This window comes from Zavarzinella formosa DSM 19928 (assembly GCF_000255705.1).
Taxonomy (GTDB): Bacteria; Planctomycetota; Planctomycetia; order Gemmatales; family Gemmataceae; genus Zavarzinella; species Zavarzinella formosa.
Genome location: NZ_JH636439.1, coordinates 375,424 through 391,272, shown reverse-complemented (window position 1 = coordinate 391,272; position 15,849 = coordinate 375,424). Strand labels below are relative to the sequence as shown.

The 15,849-nt window shown below is 58.9% G+C and carries 10 protein-coding genes; 7 read left to right on the top strand and 3 right to left on the bottom strand.

Annotated elements, in window-relative coordinates:
* Positions 1–8: 8 nt before the first annotated feature.
* From BGIM_RS0102480 to BGIM_RS0102470, 3 genes are all read right to left on the bottom strand, one after another.
* Positions 9–3,875: a HEAT repeat domain-containing protein gene (locus tag BGIM_RS0102480; protein ID WP_020468220.1), complete on the bottom strand. Its 3,867-nt coding sequence runs from the start codon at positions 3,873–3,875 to the stop codon at positions 9–11.
* 138 nt (positions 3,876–4,013) lie between these two features.
* Positions 4,014–5,624: a hypothetical protein gene (locus BGIM_RS0102475; protein ID WP_020468219.1), complete on the bottom strand. Its 1,611-nt coding sequence runs from the start codon at positions 5,622–5,624 to the stop codon at positions 4,014–4,016.
* A 104-nt stretch (positions 5,625–5,728) separates the two neighbouring features.
* Entirely contained in the window at positions 5,729–6,733 is a 1,005-nt protein-coding gene (locus BGIM_RS0102470) for a malate dehydrogenase (RefSeq protein ID WP_020468218.1), read from the bottom strand.
* Between the two features lie 120 nt (positions 6,734–6,853).
* Between BGIM_RS0102470 and gap the strand changes: the two genes are divergently transcribed.
* The 7 genes from gap to BGIM_RS56840 all read left to right on the top strand — a co-directional run bounded on the left by gap (position 6,854) and on the right by BGIM_RS56840 (position 15,845).
* The gene (gap, locus tag BGIM_RS0102465; protein WP_020468217.1) at positions 6,854–7,906 is read left to right on the top strand and encodes a type I glyceraldehyde-3-phosphate dehydrogenase; all 1,053 of its coding nucleotides are present in this window, start codon (positions 6,854–6,856) and stop codon (positions 7,904–7,906) included.
* Between the two features lie 4 nt (positions 7,907–7,910).
* Complete coding sequence (locus tag BGIM_RS0102460) at positions 7,911–9,113, top strand: hypothetical protein (RefSeq protein WP_020468216.1); 1,203 nt, start codon at positions 7,911–7,913, stop codon at positions 9,111–9,113.
* A gap of 39 nt (positions 9,114–9,152) precedes the next feature.
* Positions 9,153–10,352: a phosphoglycerate kinase gene (locus BGIM_RS0102455; protein ID WP_020468215.1), complete on the top strand. Its 1,200-nt coding sequence runs from the start codon at positions 9,153–9,155 to the stop codon at positions 10,350–10,352.
* Between the two features lie 53 nt (positions 10,353–10,405).
* On the top strand, positions 10,406–11,227 hold the full coding sequence (accD, locus tag BGIM_RS0102450) for an acetyl-CoA carboxylase, carboxyltransferase subunit beta (RefSeq protein WP_040887924.1): 822 nt from the start codon (positions 10,406–10,408) through the stop codon (positions 11,225–11,227).
* A 70-nt stretch (positions 11,228–11,297) separates the two neighbouring features.
* Positions 11,298–12,224: a serine/threonine protein kinase gene (locus BGIM_RS0102445; protein WP_020468213.1), complete on the top strand. Its 927-nt coding sequence runs from the start codon at positions 11,298–11,300 to the stop codon at positions 12,222–12,224.
* A gap of 32 nt (positions 12,225–12,256) precedes the next feature.
* On the top strand, positions 12,257–13,585 hold the full coding sequence (gene nhaA / locus BGIM_RS0102440; protein WP_020468212.1) for a Na+/H+ antiporter NhaA: 1,329 nt from the start codon (positions 12,257–12,259) through the stop codon (positions 13,583–13,585).
* Positions 13,586–13,727: 142 nt separating this feature from the next.
* Complete coding sequence (locus BGIM_RS56840) at positions 13,728–15,845, top strand: WD40 repeat domain-containing serine/threonine protein kinase (protein ID WP_084759657.1); 2,118 nt, start codon at positions 13,728–13,730, stop codon at positions 15,843–15,845.
* The last annotated feature ends 4 nt before the right edge of the window (positions 15,846–15,849 follow it).

The window sequence follows — 15,849 nt, the reverse complement described above, 5'->3', positions numbered from 1 at the left end:
CACATCGGTTATTTTTTGCCTTCGATCTTCAAAATCGCCTCTTTGATCATCCGTTCGCCGTCTTCCGGAGAATTTTCGAGGAGTTTGCGCAGTTTTGGCAGCGCCTCCTTGGCTGCCGGCCCGAATTGACTCAAGGCATGGATCGCCGGATAGCGGAATTCCTGCTCGTCGAGCATCGCGATGAGACGCGGCGAGGCCGCTCCCGCTTTCGGGCCGATATTCCCCAAGGCATACGCGGCCGAATTGCGAATTGACTTGTCATCAAGGGCCTCCATCAGAACCGGGATGGCTGGCTCGGCCGTCGCGCCAAGGCGGCCCAAGGCGTTTGCGGCCGCGTGTCGCAGAAAATCATCTTTTCCCTTGAGGAAATTAATCAAAACAGGAACGGCGGGGGCGGCGTCTTGACCGGCCTGACCAATCACCCCAACGGCCGCCAGACGGACTTCGGTTTCCGGGTCGTCCAACGCCTTGAGCAAGGCGGGGACGGTCTTGGGGGATTTCATTGTTCCCAAGGCATGGATAACGGCCGTCCGGCATTCGGGGTCCGTGTCATTCGTCCGTTTCAAGAGTTCCGGCAGAACTATTTCCGGGTTGAGGCCGGGCATCGACGAGAGAGCATGAAGGGCGGCCAGCCGCTGATCGTCGCTGTCCAGTTTTTTGAGAATGATTGGAACCACAATCTTTGCATCGCCAAGTTTGCCCAGAGCGGGGGCCGCCCAGTGGATCGTCGACTCGCGGTCGAGCAACTTGATTAGGGCTGGAACGGCCGAGACCGCTTTTGGACCAATGGCCGCCAAGGCATTGGCCGCCGCCGGACCTTCGCGTGTCGTGAGCATCCTGATGAGCGGATCAACCGCCTCGGCCGCATCAGGGCCGAGACGGGCGAGGGCGTAGGCGGCCGTGCCCCGGATGGCCGGTTCTTTCAATGCTTCGATCAGAACCGGAAGGGCCGGGCGGGCGGCTTTTCCAAACTGCCCAATCGCATTAATCGCGGCATGACGTTTTTCGATGTCGGCGGATTTGACCGCTTCGATCAGCACCGGAACGGCGGCCTCCTGTTTCGGGTCAATCTGGGCCAACGCCTCGGCCGCCGCGATGGCGACGGTTCGATCCTTGTCGCCAAGCATTTTCGCCAGCGCCGGACCGGCTTCGCCAGCCTCATCGTCGTCGAAGCCTCTCAATGCCTGAATCACTTGGGGACGAGAGTATTGACCGTCCGTCAACGCCCGGATGAGAGAGGGGACAGCCGGTTTGCCAACGGATTGGATCGCATCGACGCCGAATTGCCGATCACGTTCTTCCGCATCGTTTCGGAGCAAAGCAAGCAGGGTCGGCACACCTTTGTCGGTGCCACGGGTGACGGCCGCCAGAGCCATCGCCAAGGTGTACCGCTTTTCCTCCTTGGCGGTTTTGAGCCGTTCAATCAACCGGTCGGCCGCCGGGGCGCCTTTGGGGCCAAGCGTGTTCAAGGCCCGGCAGGTTTCTTCAAAAATCATGTCGTCATCGGTGGAGAGCGCTTCCAGCAACACGGGCACAGCCGCAGGATCGGCGCTCGTTTGGGCGAGGGCAATGGCCGCCCTTGTCTGAATTGATTTGTTAGGTGATTTCAACAAGCCGACGAGTTTAGGGGCGGCTTCCGCACCCTCCCGGTACAACCGGCCTAGGCTAATCAACGCCCCGATCCGGAGAGAGTCATTGCGGGCGTTATCCTCGGCCAATTGAATCAGGGCGGGAACCGCCAATTTGCCGGCTGATCCCAGCGAGGCACCAATCATCTCCCGGTCATCGTCTTTGCCGGTGGTGTATTCCTTCATCAATGCCGCCACCGCTTTCGGCGATTTCCTTCCGGCCGCCGCCAACACCGTGATTGCTTGGGGCCGGGCGGTTTTCGACTTCAAAAGAGTGATGACCCGGTCAACGGCCTTTTCGTCCAAGTCGAGTTGCGACAAGGCGAAAGAGGCATCCAATCGGCTTTCGTCGTCCTTGCCACTGAGAGCGGTCAGTAATGCGGTGATCGCCGCCGGTGATTTTGTCTGGCCAAGCGCCTGGCAGGATTCGCTTCGGATTTCCCTGTCCTTAAACGCCATCCCGGCAATCAAGGCGGCTTGCACCGCCTCGTCGCTCGGCATCTGTCGAGACAGGACCAAGGCCGCGCAAACTCGCATGCGGACATTCCCGGAGCCGAGGGCCTCCTTCAACGCCGTGGCGTCCGATTTGGAAAGTTTGGCGTTCCGCAAGGCGCGGGCCGCCCGCAAACGGCCGGCGTCCGGTCGTTCGGCGTTTGTCACATATTTCACCAATTCGGGAACGGCCCGCCGCCCCATGCCCATCAGGGCGCCGGTGGCCTCGCCGGATTCCTGATCGTTCACCAGCGATTCGATCAACACGGGCAGGATGGTTTTGTCGTGTTCGCCAGCTTGCTGCAACAACATGGCCGCCTTGACACGGATGCCAAGATTCTTGTCGGCCAGGGCTTTTTCCAATTCCTTGACAGCGGCCGACGGATCGGCCGATTCGGAAAGCATCTCAATTGCCAGCAACCGAACGGCTTCGGTCTCATGACCGAGAGCTTTGGCGAGGGCGGGGGTGGCGTCACCCGACCGGCAGATTTGCTCGAGGGCTTCCCGGTAAAGTTTGTTCTCGTCTTCGGCATTGGCCGCGAGAAGATCGGGAATGGCCGATATCGCCGCTGCACCGAGTTGGCCAAGAGAGGTGGCCGCCGCCAACCGCACTGGCTCGGCTTGATCCCCCAACGCTTTCGTCAGAACCGGAACCGCTGTTTTGGCCCGTAGTTCGCCAAGCCGGGTGGCCGCACGGGCGCGAAGATCAGACGACCGGCCTTCGCCCAATGCCGTCAACAATACCGGAGTGATTGAGGCGGCCTTGGCCTCGCTTCCATCGCCCAAGGCAATCGCCGAATAGCCGCGAACATCAACAGATTCTTTTTCGTCGGCCAACGATTTGGCCAATGATTTCCGAACCTCTTCCGGCAAATCCTTCCCGATGACGAGAAACCCTTGGATGGCACCGCAGCGAATCCGGGCCGGGTATTTCTTGTCCGCAAGCGGGGCGAGCAGCGAAACAACCTGCGGTTGAGAACGCAAACCAGCCTCGGCTCCGAAACGAGTCCAGGCGTCTTCTTCGTCCAAGCCAAGAACCAATGCCATCAACGCGGCCTCCGCCGCCGGTTCACCCAAACCGGGCCGGGCCACCGCGCCCGGCAGAGGACCAGCCTTGGCCGCGAGATTCCGCAATCCCTTTTCGGACATCATCCCCTCGGTGCGTCCGACCGAGTTGTCGGCTTTCAGGGCCACATAAGTCGGGACCGCCGTCACCTTAAACTTCTCGCTGAGTTGAGGGTGCTTGTCGATGTCGATTGTGATGATCGGCAGCCCTTCTTTTTCGAGTTTGTCAACGATCGGTTTCATGTCGCGACAAGGGCCGCACCAAGTGGCATAAAAATCAAGAAGCCCGGACACCGGCTGTCGGCCCAAGGCGACGATGGCCGTGGCCGCCTGTTTTCGGACGTCCGGATTGGCATCATCGAGAATGCTCATCAATTCGGGCACAGCCGGGACACCCTTCGCCCCGAGTTTGCCAATCTGGGTGGCCGCTTCGGCTCGGGAATCATCCTGTCGGAGTTTGACAAGAAGGGCCGCCAGTTCATCGACCGCCGGAGGCGTGGCGGGCTTCCGGGCAGGCCGCTCCGGCCGGACTCGCTCCTTTGGCGGGACGATTACCGGCGGTTCCGGCGCGATTTCAACCGGCACGCCGGCAGCATCCGGAACCGCGACCGGTTCCATCACCTTGGGCGCGGGCTTGCCGCAACCGACCAGAAGCAAGAAGAAAACACCGTGGACGGCATACGGACGCATACGCGTTTCTCCCGATTGCGGGGGGAATGAGCGAGGCCAGTCGTTTGTTTTACGGTTAAAACAGGTGTTAAACGAGAGATGGGGCGACTTGGATCGAACAAGCTCTTTTTCTTTTTCAGTCAGGGAGAATTGGCGCCGTCACTTTTTCTCTTTCTCCATGTTCTTCATCGGTGGCGGTTCCTTCACCGGCATTTCGATGGCCAAGTCGTCGCCCGGAGGGATGGCATTCTTGTCGCGGCCGCCGTCGTCGATCCGGTTGGGGCCAACACTGTGGAGCAAGTAGCCTGTCGGTGTCCGTTGATACTTAAGTTCGCTGTTCGTGTAAGCATCATTGGGAATCTCCGGGAGGTGCTTCGGAGCCAAGTCGGCCAGTCTGGCCGGGTAGGCGCCATGTTCGGCCCGATGGGCCTCCAAGGCACAAGCGACAGTCAGGTTGCGGCTCTGTTGATCGGCCCGAATTTCCACGTCCGATATCAAGGCGGTTCCCAATATCATCATGGCGACCAGTCTGACCCCGTAATGTTTTCCTCGCCGCTTCGCTCCGATCCCCATGCCATGTTTTCCTTCTTCGCTTGCCTCGTCAGCCATCGCCTTGAAATTCGATTCAAGCTCCTTCAACGCTTGGTCGCGAAGTTGAAAATCATCTATTCGCATGATTGATATAAGGAGGTCGCACCATGTGTTGATTATTCGCATCGCCGTGTCCCAATTGACATTCCGAGAGAACTGACGACCAATTCCGGCATCATCCCCCGGCGGCAAGCCAACAAGGTCACTCGCAACATCCGGCCCTTTTCGGATGAGTGTCTGAACAACATCCAGCGCCTGAAACCTTTCATTGAGACCGTGTCTATCCGCGACGGGGACCAGCGGAGGAAGTTGCCGCAGGTCGGCCCGGCAGGCTGCCAGTTGCGCGGCCGAGAGCTTGCCTTGACTTAGAAGAACCAGTTCACCATGAATGGCGATCGTCTGAATCAAGACACCGGCCGAGTATTCCCCCGGTCGGCCTCCCGTTGCCACCAAGAGACCCAATCGATGGCATATCATCAAATCCCTCCAGGCATCGTCGGGATTTCCGGCCCCGAGGCGCATCATCGCCCGGCAGACGAGGAGCGACGCCATTTCGCGGCTCATCCACAGATTTGGGGAAAACTCCTCCATCAACAGGCCGTTTCCTCCGGTCGGCGAGGGGAGAGGCATCACCGGGTTGTAATAAGCCGGTCGGGTCGAGGCTTGCGTCAGAAGGGCCAGCGGTCGCGCGTTCTTTGCCACCCATTCGGCCAAGTCTGGCTCGTCGGCCGCCTTCCAAGGCCATTGTCGAGCCCGCTCTCGATGGTTGTTCTCAAACTGGCGATCAAACGGCAGAGCGTTTTTGTCGGCAGCGGTTTTCATGCTGATGAACTGAGTCCACGGGATCAGATATTCCCCTTCATCCGGTGGCGCCGCGCAGCCGAGCCAGAGGAAGTATTGTTCCGGCATGGCGCGCCCTTCCGGTCGCGGTCCGATGGCTTGCCAAATGAGAACATTGGCGTTTTGCTCCGGTGAGATGTCTTCGCGAAGCCGCATGTTCAACGCGACGACGTTGTCCACGAAACCGTCTGCGTCCAACGGCGAGGTCGCGTAGGTCGTCTCGGGGCTGACCGTGTGGGTGATCTTCCCCGGCCATAACACATAGATGAACAAGCCAACGAGGATCGCCAGGATGATGATCCGCACCCAGCGATGGCGGCTTTTTTGCTTGGTTGACATTTTTGCGAGGCCGGAAATTGAGAGCGGCGAGAAGATTCTATTGTCACTTTGGCGAACCGGGCACTGACACGGCCCGGTTCGCCAGGAATTGACCGGCGATGTGTTTAGCTCGGCAGCAAATCCTTCACGGCGTCTTGTTCTTCCAGCAACTCTTTGAGTGTGGCATCGAATTTCGACTTCCCGAAGGTATCGAGCGAGAGGCCCGGAACGATGCTCAGGTTGCCTTGGCCGTCGCTGCGGACGGGGTAGCCGAACACCAACCCCTTGGGGACGCCGTATTCGCCGTTCGAGATCACGGCAGCGCTGGTCCAGTCACCGGCTGGGGTGGGCTTAAGCAAGCTCTTCACATGGTCCAAGGCTCCGTTGGCGGCCGAGAAGGCACTGGAGAGGCCCCGCTTGTTGATGATCGCCTTGCCGCGTTCCTGGCATTGCGGAACGTAGACGGTTTCCAGCCAAGTGCGGTCCGTGATGACCTCGGTGGCCGGTTTGCCCTTGATCTTGGCGTTCGTGAAGTCCGGATATTGCGTGTTGGAGTGATTACCCCAGATGGTCACGTTCGTTACTTCTTCGTTAGCCACGCCCGCCTTCTTGGCCAAAGCGCCGACGGCCCGGTTGTGGTCGAGGCGGGTCATCGCCCCCCATTGGTTCTGGGGGATGTCCTTGCCGTTGCGGTAAGCGATCAGGCAGTTCGTGTTACACGGGTTGCCGACGACCAGAATCCGCACACCGGTGGCCGCTTTCGCCGCCAAAGCTGAGCCTTGTTTTTGGAAGATCTGGGCATTCTTCATCAAAAGATCTTTTCGCTCCATCCCCGGCCCGCGCGGGGCCGCCCCGACGAGCAGGGCGTAGTTGACGCCGTTGAAGGCGGTGTTTTCGTCGTCGGTCACAATAATTTCTTGAAGCGTCGGGAAAGCGCAGTCCTCTAACTCCATAGCCACGCCTTCCAAGCCCTCCATGGCCTTGGGAAACACGGAACGCGGAACCTCAAGCAATTGCAAGATGACCTTGGTGTTCGGGCCGAACACCTCACCGGAGGCCAAACGGGGCAGCAAGGTATATGCGACCTGACCGGCTGCACCGGTTACCGCGACGCGAACAACATTGGACATGGGACTTCTCATGGAGGAAAGGAAACGAAGCAACTCTCGACTAAGGAGGGCTGGGCCATAAACTCTGATGTAGCGAAGAATAATTAGGTCGGCTAACCGCAAGTTCAGGAGTTGTCTTCGATGGCAGCCGTCAAAGTCGGGATTAACGGGTTCGGTCGCATTGGCCGTTTGGTGTTCCGGGCCTTGGTCGAACAGGGTTTGTTGGGCAAGGAACTCGATGTCGTGGCCGTCAACGACCTCGTTCCGGCCGACAATCTGGCGTACCTCGTGAAATACGATTCCACGCAAGGTGTGTTCAAGGGTGAAGTGCACAGTGAAAAGTCCTCCCCGAGCGTTCCCGAGGACGACGTGTTGGTGGTCAACGGGCACAAGATCAAGTGCCTCGCCGTCAAAGAAGGGCCGGCCGCCCTGCCGTGGAAAGAACTCGGCGTGGAATACGTGATCGAATCCACCGGCTTGTTCACCGAAGCCGACAAGGCCAAGGGACACATCACCGCCGGCGCCAAGAAGGTCATCATCTCCGCCCCGGCCAAGGGCGAAGACCTGACGGTCGTGATGGGCGTGAACAACGACAAATACGACCCCAAGTCGCACCACATCATCTCGAACGCCAGTTGCACGACGAACTGCCTCGCCCCGGTTGTTCACGTTCTGCTGAAGGAAGGCTTCGGCGTGGCCGAAGGCCTGATGACCACGATCCATAGCTACACCGCCACGCAAAAGACGGTGGACGGCCCCTCCAAGAAGGACTGGAAGGGTGGCCGGGCGGCGGCCATCAACATCATCCCCAGCGGCACCGGAGCCGCCAAGGCCGTGGGCCTGGCCATCCCCGAAGTGAAGGGCAAGCTGACCGGCATGTCCTTCCGCGTGCCGACGCCGACCGTCTCCGTGGTGGACCTGACGGTGAAAACCGTCAAGGATACCAGCTATAAGGACATTTGCGCGGCCATGAAGACCGCCAGCGAAACGTACCTCAAGGGCGTTCTGGCCTACACCTCCGACGAAGTCGTTTCGACGGACTTCATCCACGACAACCACTCCTCCATCTTCGACGCCGGCAGCGGCATCGAACTGAACAGCAAGTTCTTCAAGCTGGTGAGCTGGTACGACAACGAATGGGGCTACTCGAACCGTTGTGTGGATTTGATCAAGTTCATGATTAGCAAGAACTGATTGGTTGGCGGTAAACTCCGGGGATGCCGGGCAGGAACATGTCATTTTGTTCGCCCCGGAGCCACTGGCGTTGTCGCCGGGGTTTCTCGGTCAAGGACACTTGCTGATGGCTGGCGACCCACAAAACGACCGCGAGAAGTCTGTCGAGAACGACGGGCGTGCGGAATCATGGGCCTTGGAGGCCAGGGGAGCCCAATGGGCGGCAGATTCCCTGGCGAAAAAATCCAACACGAGCAAGGTGGTTTTGTTGCTGGTCGGTTTTGTCTTTCTCATCGCGGCCGTTAGCGGAACGGTGATTTTTCTGGCCGTGAAGATCATCGGCCACGCCGTGGTCGCGGATCAACCTCTGGAAGCGGTCGGCGGCGGCGGCGTCCCTGCGGAAGTTCAGGCACGACATCTGCCGGAAAAGGATGTCCCGACTGATTTATGGAACCTGCCGTATGAAGATGAGCGGATCACTGCCGTCTTCCACGACATGGCCGAAATCAGGAGGCTGAATCGACCGATCCAGATGAACGTGTCGAACTTTGCCATCAACGCCATGCCGGGGTTTCGATTAAACTCCAATTTCAAGGATTTCAAGGGGCCGGTTAATCAATCGTTGATGAATCCCGGCGAGTTCACTCGCGTGGTCATCACCACCATTCATGGTGGCAGCAACGACGCGACTCAAGTAAACGTGGAGTACGCCAGTCCGGTTGACTTGTCGGCCATCGCGACCCGATATCAGTTTGAAAAGGGTGAACTAAACAAGGTTCCGTATTACTGGGTATTCACCGAACGCGAGCGTTTCCTCATGATTCAGGCGTCTCCCAGAACCGTTATTTTTTACCGGCACGGGAAATTGAAGTGGGAGCAGGAGCCTGCGGATCGCGATTTGGATCAGATTACCCGTCAAATCGTCAAGCCCTCGCCGCCTCCCGGATTGCCGGGCCGTATGATCAAACTGGCTTCCGGTTACCCCAAAATCACCCTCTCGAAAAGCCGACCTAATCCGAACGACAAATATTCCGGCGAAGCATATGTGATTGGGGCATCCGGGATGGAAAGATATCTCATCGAGGCCCCCGCCGATCCCGGCTTGCTGCCCGAAATGAACTCGTTGCGACCGAACAGAATGGATCTGAGACGTGAAAACCATTCCGGCTGGATCGACGACCGATTTCACCACATTTTCGTGATGTATTCGTCGCCGATTCAGTTTTGAGCATCAAAACAACCTAATTGATTTTTCACAGACCGAAATATGCCAAAAACGACTCTCAAAGACCTCCCGGACCTCCAAGGCAAAAAAGTCCTCATCCGCGTGGACTTTAACGTTCCGCTGGACAAGAAGACCGGGGCGATCAAGAATGACCGCCGGATTCGGGGGGCGTTGCCGACGATCAACGCCTTGCTGGAAAAAGGCGCTGCCGTCATTGCGATGAGCCATTTGGGGCGGCCGTCCGGCGATCCCGCCAAGGATGCCTTCCTGAAAATGGACAACGTCGCCACCCGGCTTGGCGAGTTGCTTGGCAAGCCCGTGAAGAAACTCGCGGGTGATGTGGTCACCCCGGAAGTGCGGGCGGCCGCCGCTGCATTGAAGCCCGGCGAGGTGATGTTGCTTGAAAACGTCCGCTTCGACCCTCGGGAACAGAAGAACGACCCGGAATTCGCGGCCACCATCGCCGCCTTGGGCGATGTGTATGTGAACGACGCCTTCGGCACCTGTCACAACGACAAAGATGCCTCGATGGTCGCCGTCCCCGCCAATTTGAAAGCCGCCGGGAAGCCTCGGGCCGTCGGATTGCTGGTGGCGAAGGAAATCGAAATCATCGAAGGGTTGATGACTTCCCCCAAGCCGCCGGTGGTGGCGATCATGGGGGGGGCCAAGGTCTCCGACAAGATCGCGTTCATCAACGCTTTACTGGGGAAGGTCGATTCCTTGCTGATCGGCGGGAAGATGACCTACACCTTCCTGAAGGCCACCGGCGTGGCCGTCGGCAGCATGCAGATTGCCGACGAGGAAGTGAACGCCGCGAAGGCTCTTTTGCCGCACGTCGGCAAGAAAATCACCCTGCCGGTTGATTCGCTGGCCGCGAAGTCGGACGATCTGAGCGTCACCCAGGTTTTTGAAGGACCGATTGCCGCCGGTTTCGAGGGCGTGGATATCGGCCCGAAGACGCTGGCCGCGTATTCCGAAAAGATCAAAGCCTCCGGGACAGTGATTTGGAACGGCCCGGTTGGCTGGTTTGAACAACCGGCCTTCAGCAATGGCACCAAGGGGATCGCCAAGGCCATGTCCGAAAGCCCGGCCGTCACAGTTGTCGGCGGCGGCGAAACGGCCGAGGCCGTCGAGCAATTTGGATATGATTCCAAGATGACTCATGTGTCCACCGGGGGCGGGGCATTCCTCGCTTATGTGGAAGGGAAGAAATTCCAGTCGCTTGCCCAGATCGACGGATAATGATTGTAGAAGACACAGGGATCGTACGCGGAGCAAAGCGGGTGACGGAACCGATGAGCACAAGGCCGAATCGCGGAGTTCCCGAGGGATTGTGGATGCCTTGCCCCAAGTGCAAGGCCACCCTTTACCGGAAGGACGTGCAGGCAAAGTTCAATGTCTGCCCGGAGTGCGGCCATCACATGCCGCTTTCGGCCCGTGAGCGGGTACGCCAACTGTTGGACGAAGATTCCTTCGAGGAATGGTTCACGGATATCAAGCCGTGCGATCCGCTCGGCTTCGTGGATCGGATTCCTTACTCCAAGCGACTTGTGGACGAGCAGCGCAAGACCGGCATGAACGATGCCGCGACCGTGGGGAAAGGCTTCATCCGTGGCCGGTCGGTGGTGCTTTGCATCACCGACTTTCAATTCATGGCCGGCAGCATGGGTTCCGTCGTGGGAGAGAAACTCACGCGGGCCATCGAGGAGGCCACCCGGCTTCAGTTGCCGCTGATCATCGTCAGCGGTTCCGGCGGCGGGGCGAGAATGCAGGAGGGAATTCTGTCCCTCATGCAAATGGCCAAGGTGTCCGGGGCAATCTCCCGGCACGACGCGGCCGGTTGTCTGTACATCGCCGTGCTGACCCACCCGACGATGGGGGGCGTGGCCGCCAGTTGGGCGTTGCAGGGGGACATCACGCTGGCCGAGCCGGCGGCGATGATCGGCTTCGCCGGGGCCAGGACAATCTGGAACACCGTGCGGATTGAACTTCCCGAAGGCTTCCAAACGAGTGAGTTTTTGCTGGAGCATGGCTTCGTGGACCGAATCGTCCACCGGCATGATCTCCGCACTGAACTGGCCAGTCTCGTGGACTACTGTGAAAAGAGCCAAAGTTGATGCTAGAATAGGGCAGATCTCAATTCCTGATTTCAATTCCAAATGCCGCGCTTCGAGCGGGGGTGTTGACGTGGGCATCTTTGACGGACTGAAATATTTCTTCGGCGGCAAAGCCGCCGGCCCCAAGAAGGCCGTTTTCAAGAAACGCGCCAAGATGTCGATCATCGACGTGGCCAAGCGGTTTGATTTGCGCAACCGCAGTGGTCAGGGGAGCATGTCAAAGGTTTGGAACGCTTACGACAACAAACTCGGCCGGATGGTGTGTCTGAAGGTACTCGACAAGGAAAAGACCAAGAAATTTGAGGAACGCTTCAGTTCCCAAGGTCTCAGCAAGCCCGGCGAGGGCGAGATCTGCATGGAATTGCGACACGAGAACTGCGTTCAGACCTACGAATATGGGATCACCACCGACCGGGAACCGTGCCTCGTCATGGAATGGATCGATGGCATGGGGTTGAACTACCTCATCGAAACCAACAGCCCGCAACTCAAGGGCAACCGGGTCAACTTTCTGATCCAGCTTTGCAAGGCCCTTGAATACCTGCACACGCAAAAATACCTGCACCGCGACTTGTGCCCGCGAAACGTGATGGTGTCCAAGGACAACGTCGTAAAACTGATCGACTTCGGCCTGACGATCCCCTACACACCGGACTATTGCCGACCGGGGAACCGCACGGGCACGGCCGACTATCTGGCTCCGGAAATCATCAAACGACAGTCAACCGATCACCGGGTGGACATCTTCGCCCTCGGCATCACCGCCTATGAAATATTCACCGGCCAGATGCCGTGGGAACGGGCGATGAGTTCCGAGGAAACCCTTCGCCGCCACCTGAACGTCCCGCCGAGGGAACCCAAGGAAATCAACAAGAATCTGGACGACGACATCTCCAAAATCCTCATTCAAGCCATCGCCCGAAACCCCGCCGAACGGTTCGCCAGCGCCAAGGCCATGCGAGAAGCCTTGGAGAGTTTGGAACGAACGGATTATTAAGCCGTAATGATCTTTCCGACGGAGTCATTCTTTTGCGTCCGTCCACCAATCCGCTAATCCCCGTCACTATCTCGCGCAAACTCACCCGGCCATTTGTGAGGTTCTTTCGCGTGGAAGCGGCCGGCGGCATTGTTCTGTTGATTTGCACGTTGCTCGCCCTCGCTTTGGCGAACATTCCGGCCACGGCCGAAGCGTTCCATCATTTGTGGCACACGCCCACGGCAATCGGAATTGGCGAATTCGCATTGAACCAGCCGTTGGAGTTCTGGATCAACGATGGTCTGATGACGATTTTCTTTTTCGTTGTCGGGTTGGAGATCAAACGCGAAATTGTTCACGGCGAGTTGCGCGATCCCAAGAAAGCCGCTCTGCCGGTTCTGGGGGCGTTGGGGGGAATGCTGGCTCCGGCGGGGGTGTATCTGATCTTTGAATCCTCGGGGCCGGGTCGAAATGGCTGGGGGATTCCGATGGCGACAGACATCGCCTTCGTCGTCGGCTTTCTGGCGTTGCTCGGCAAACGGGTTCCCTCGGGCCTCAAGATTTTCCTGCTCTCGCTGGCCATCGCGGATGACATCGGTGCGGTTCTGGTCATCGCCATTTTTTATTCCACGGACCTTTCACTGATGTTACTCGGCCTCGGCGGGGCCGGTTTTGCCTTGATGCTGTTGATGAACCGCATCGGCGTGCGATCTGTTCCCCTGTATGTGGTTGTCGGGGCGACCATTTGGTTGTGCTTCCTGAAGTCCGGCGTGCATCCGACGATCGCGGGGGTGATTATTGGCCTCATCACTCCGACAACCGCCCATATTGCGGACGATTTTCTGGCGGTGGTGGTCAATCGAGTGAACGAAGACCTGACCCGGCCGGGCGAATTGCATGACCATCATTCAGGCTCGCTGGAGGCGTTGCAGTTTGCCGCGAAGGAAGCACGCTCTCCGCTCGAACGGCTCGAAACGGGCCTGCATCCGTGGGTGGCGTTTCTCATCATGCCATTGTTTGCGCTGGCCAATGCCGGGGTCACGGTGCAACCGGCGGCCGTCTCCGGCATGGTCGCCCTGGCGGTGGCCTGCGGGTTGCTTCTCGGCAAACCGCTCGGGATCACCCTGTTTTGCTGGCTCGCCGTGAAATCGAGGGTCGCCCGTCTGCCGACCAATGTGACATGGCCGGTGATGGTCGGGGCGGGAAGTCTCGGCGGCATCGGCTTCACCATGTCGATCTTCGTGGCCGGACTGGCCCTCAAGGGGGAGTTGCTGGATGCCGCGAAAATCGGCACGCTGGCCGGTTCCTGCGCCAGCGCGATTCTCGGCTGCTCGATTTTACTGATGACAATGAAATCGAGCGGGACAACTTCGGACGAGTGAGCCGTTCAAGAAGACTTCGTTTCCGCATCCGTTCAAATGGAATCGTGCCCCGGAGCATTCGATCTGGTTAGGTTGATCCATAGAATTTTTTCAAGACCCCGCGATTCTCGCACTTTTCGCATATTCAACGGTGGCATCGCCGATGTCAATGCCCGACGATCAGCCGGTTTCCAATGGATCGCGGCCGACAACCGCAGATGGGGGCTCATCCTCAAAGAATGATCCGTTGATCGGCCGGGAATATGGCATTTATCGGATCGTACGCCGACTTGGTTCCGGCGGGATGGGTGTTGTGTACGAGGCGCTCGACACCCGGCTGTCTCGGACGGTGGCAATCAAAATGCTGGCCGACGAACTCACGGATAACGATGACACGTTGAGGCGATTCGAGAACGAAGCGAGGGCCACCGCCCGGTTGAACCATCCGAACGTCGTCACCATTCACGAATTCGGGCATGCCGAGAATCATCGGTTTTTGGTGATGGAACTGATGCCCGGCGGCAGTGTGCAGGATCATTTGAGGAACCACGGGTCGCTATCTTGGGAAAAGGCGACCGCCATCATCGCCGGGGCCTGCCGGGGACTGGCCGTTGCCCACGAAGCGGGGTTGATCCATCGCGACATCAAGCCCGCCAACCTCCTCCTCTCGGCCGACGGAACGGTGAAACTTGGGGACTTTGGACTCGCCCGGTCCGTTCACCGCAGCAACAGCGGCATCACCAGCACGGGCCATGTGCTGGGCACTCCGGCGTTCATGAGTCCCGAGCAGTGCCGCGCTGAAATGCTTGAGCCGCGAAGCGATCTGTACTCGCTCGGGGCGACTTATTACCACCTGCTGACCAGCCGGTTTCCGTATCCGGTCGGTGACCCGATGCAGGTGATGTTTTCCCATTGCTCCGCCCCCGTTCCCGATCCTCGCCACGTAAACAAGGATATCCCGGACGAATGCGCCGCCATTGTCATGAAGGCGATGGCCAAAAAACGGGGCGACCGTCACGCGGACGCGATGACGATGCTCGCGGAATTGGAGCAAATCCTATCCGCCACCCTTGCGTTATCGGCGGCGGTTCAGACTCCGGTTCCCCGGCTGGTCAAACCAACGATTCCACCCGTCCCGGTTGGCGACGACTCGCCTTCTCTCACCATCACCGACCGGCGGATGCCGATAATCTCAGAGAAGCCCCCTGCTCGGCGACGTTTCTTCATGATCGGTGGTTCATCAGTTGGAATCATCTTGTTGGCAGGGATCGGTTACGTCGTCACTCGCGGCAAGGGCAAATCCGAGGGAACACAAGAGGAACAAAAGCCCGTCCCTCCGGACCCCGTGCCCCCGGTGGTGACGGCCCAAAATCCCGGCAAAGCACTCACGGTGGTCCGGCGAAAATCCCTTCCCGGCCACAGCGGTGAGATCCGCACGGTGCGGTTTTCCCCGGATGGCAAACTACTTGCCACGGCCGGTGAAGATCTCCATGTCCGATTATGGAAGATGCCCGAGGGGACGGAACATTACGTCTTGAATGGCCACAAAGGGAGGGCCTATTGCGCCGCTTTTGCCCCGGACAACCGCACGGTGGCGACCGGGGACGACCAAGGCATTCGATTCTGGGGCGCGACGAGCGGGGAGCAATTGCGGAATGTCTCCGGACTGGGCGCCATCTTCGATGTGGCGTTTTCTCATGACGGAAACCAACTGGCGGCCGCGAAGGGATATGCCGGACTGGTCGTTTGGACACGGAACGGCCGGGTCGGCCTGAATCCCCTTCACAATGCCTCGCTTGGAAATCAACTGGCTGTTGCCATCGAATATACCGCGGATGACCGGAGCATCGATATTGTCACGTTTCAAGGGGCCATCCATCGATTTGACGCCATCACCGGCAAGGAAGTCGATTCCGTGCGCCGACTACGAGGAATCCGGATTTCCACCTCTTACGGTCCGCACGGGGAACTCGTCGCGTTTGGAACAGGGAGAGGGCCGATGCTCTGGAAACCTCTAACCAAGGAACCCCCGGTTTCCCTGGCGTCGGGGATCGGGGAAATGAATGCGGTGGCGTTTTCCCCGGACGGGGGCACCTTGGCGTATGGTCCGGGTTCGGACGGCAGTTTCTGGTTGCGGCATCTCGCCACGAAGCAAGAAACGAGGCACCGAACCGACAATTTCTTGCGGTCGGTGGCCTTCTCCCCGGATGGCAAAACGCTGGTGACCGGCGGGGGACATGAGGGCGAAGTGATTTTATGGGATGTGCGGGAGGCCGATTGAGGAA

Excerpts from the sequence above, each read along its gene's own strand:
- BGIM_RS0102480 (WP_020468220.1), bottom strand. The coding sequence starts at position 3,875 with ATGCGTCCGTATGCCGTCCACGGTGTTTTCTTCTTGCTTCTGGTCGGT.
- BGIM_RS0102475 (WP_020468219.1), bottom strand. The coding sequence starts at position 5,624 with ATGTCAACCAAGCAAAAAAGCCGCCATCGCTGGGTGCGGATCATCATC.
- BGIM_RS0102470 (WP_020468218.1), bottom strand. The coding sequence starts at position 6,733 with ATGTCCAATGTTGTTCGCGTCGCGGTAACCGGTGCAGCCGGTCAGGTC.
- gap (WP_020468217.1), top strand. The coding sequence starts at position 6,854 with ATGGCAGCCGTCAAAGTCGGGATTAACGGGTTCGGTCGCATTGGCCGT.
- BGIM_RS0102455 (WP_020468215.1), top strand. The coding sequence starts at position 9,153 with ATGCCAAAAACGACTCTCAAAGACCTCCCGGACCTCCAAGGCAAAAAA.
- accD (WP_040887924.1), top strand. The coding sequence starts at position 10,406 with ATGAGCACAAGGCCGAATCGCGGAGTTCCCGAGGGATTGTGGATGCCT.
- BGIM_RS56840 (WP_084759657.1), top strand. The coding sequence starts at position 13,728 with ATGTCAATGCCCGACGATCAGCCGGTTTCCAATGGATCGCGGCCGACA.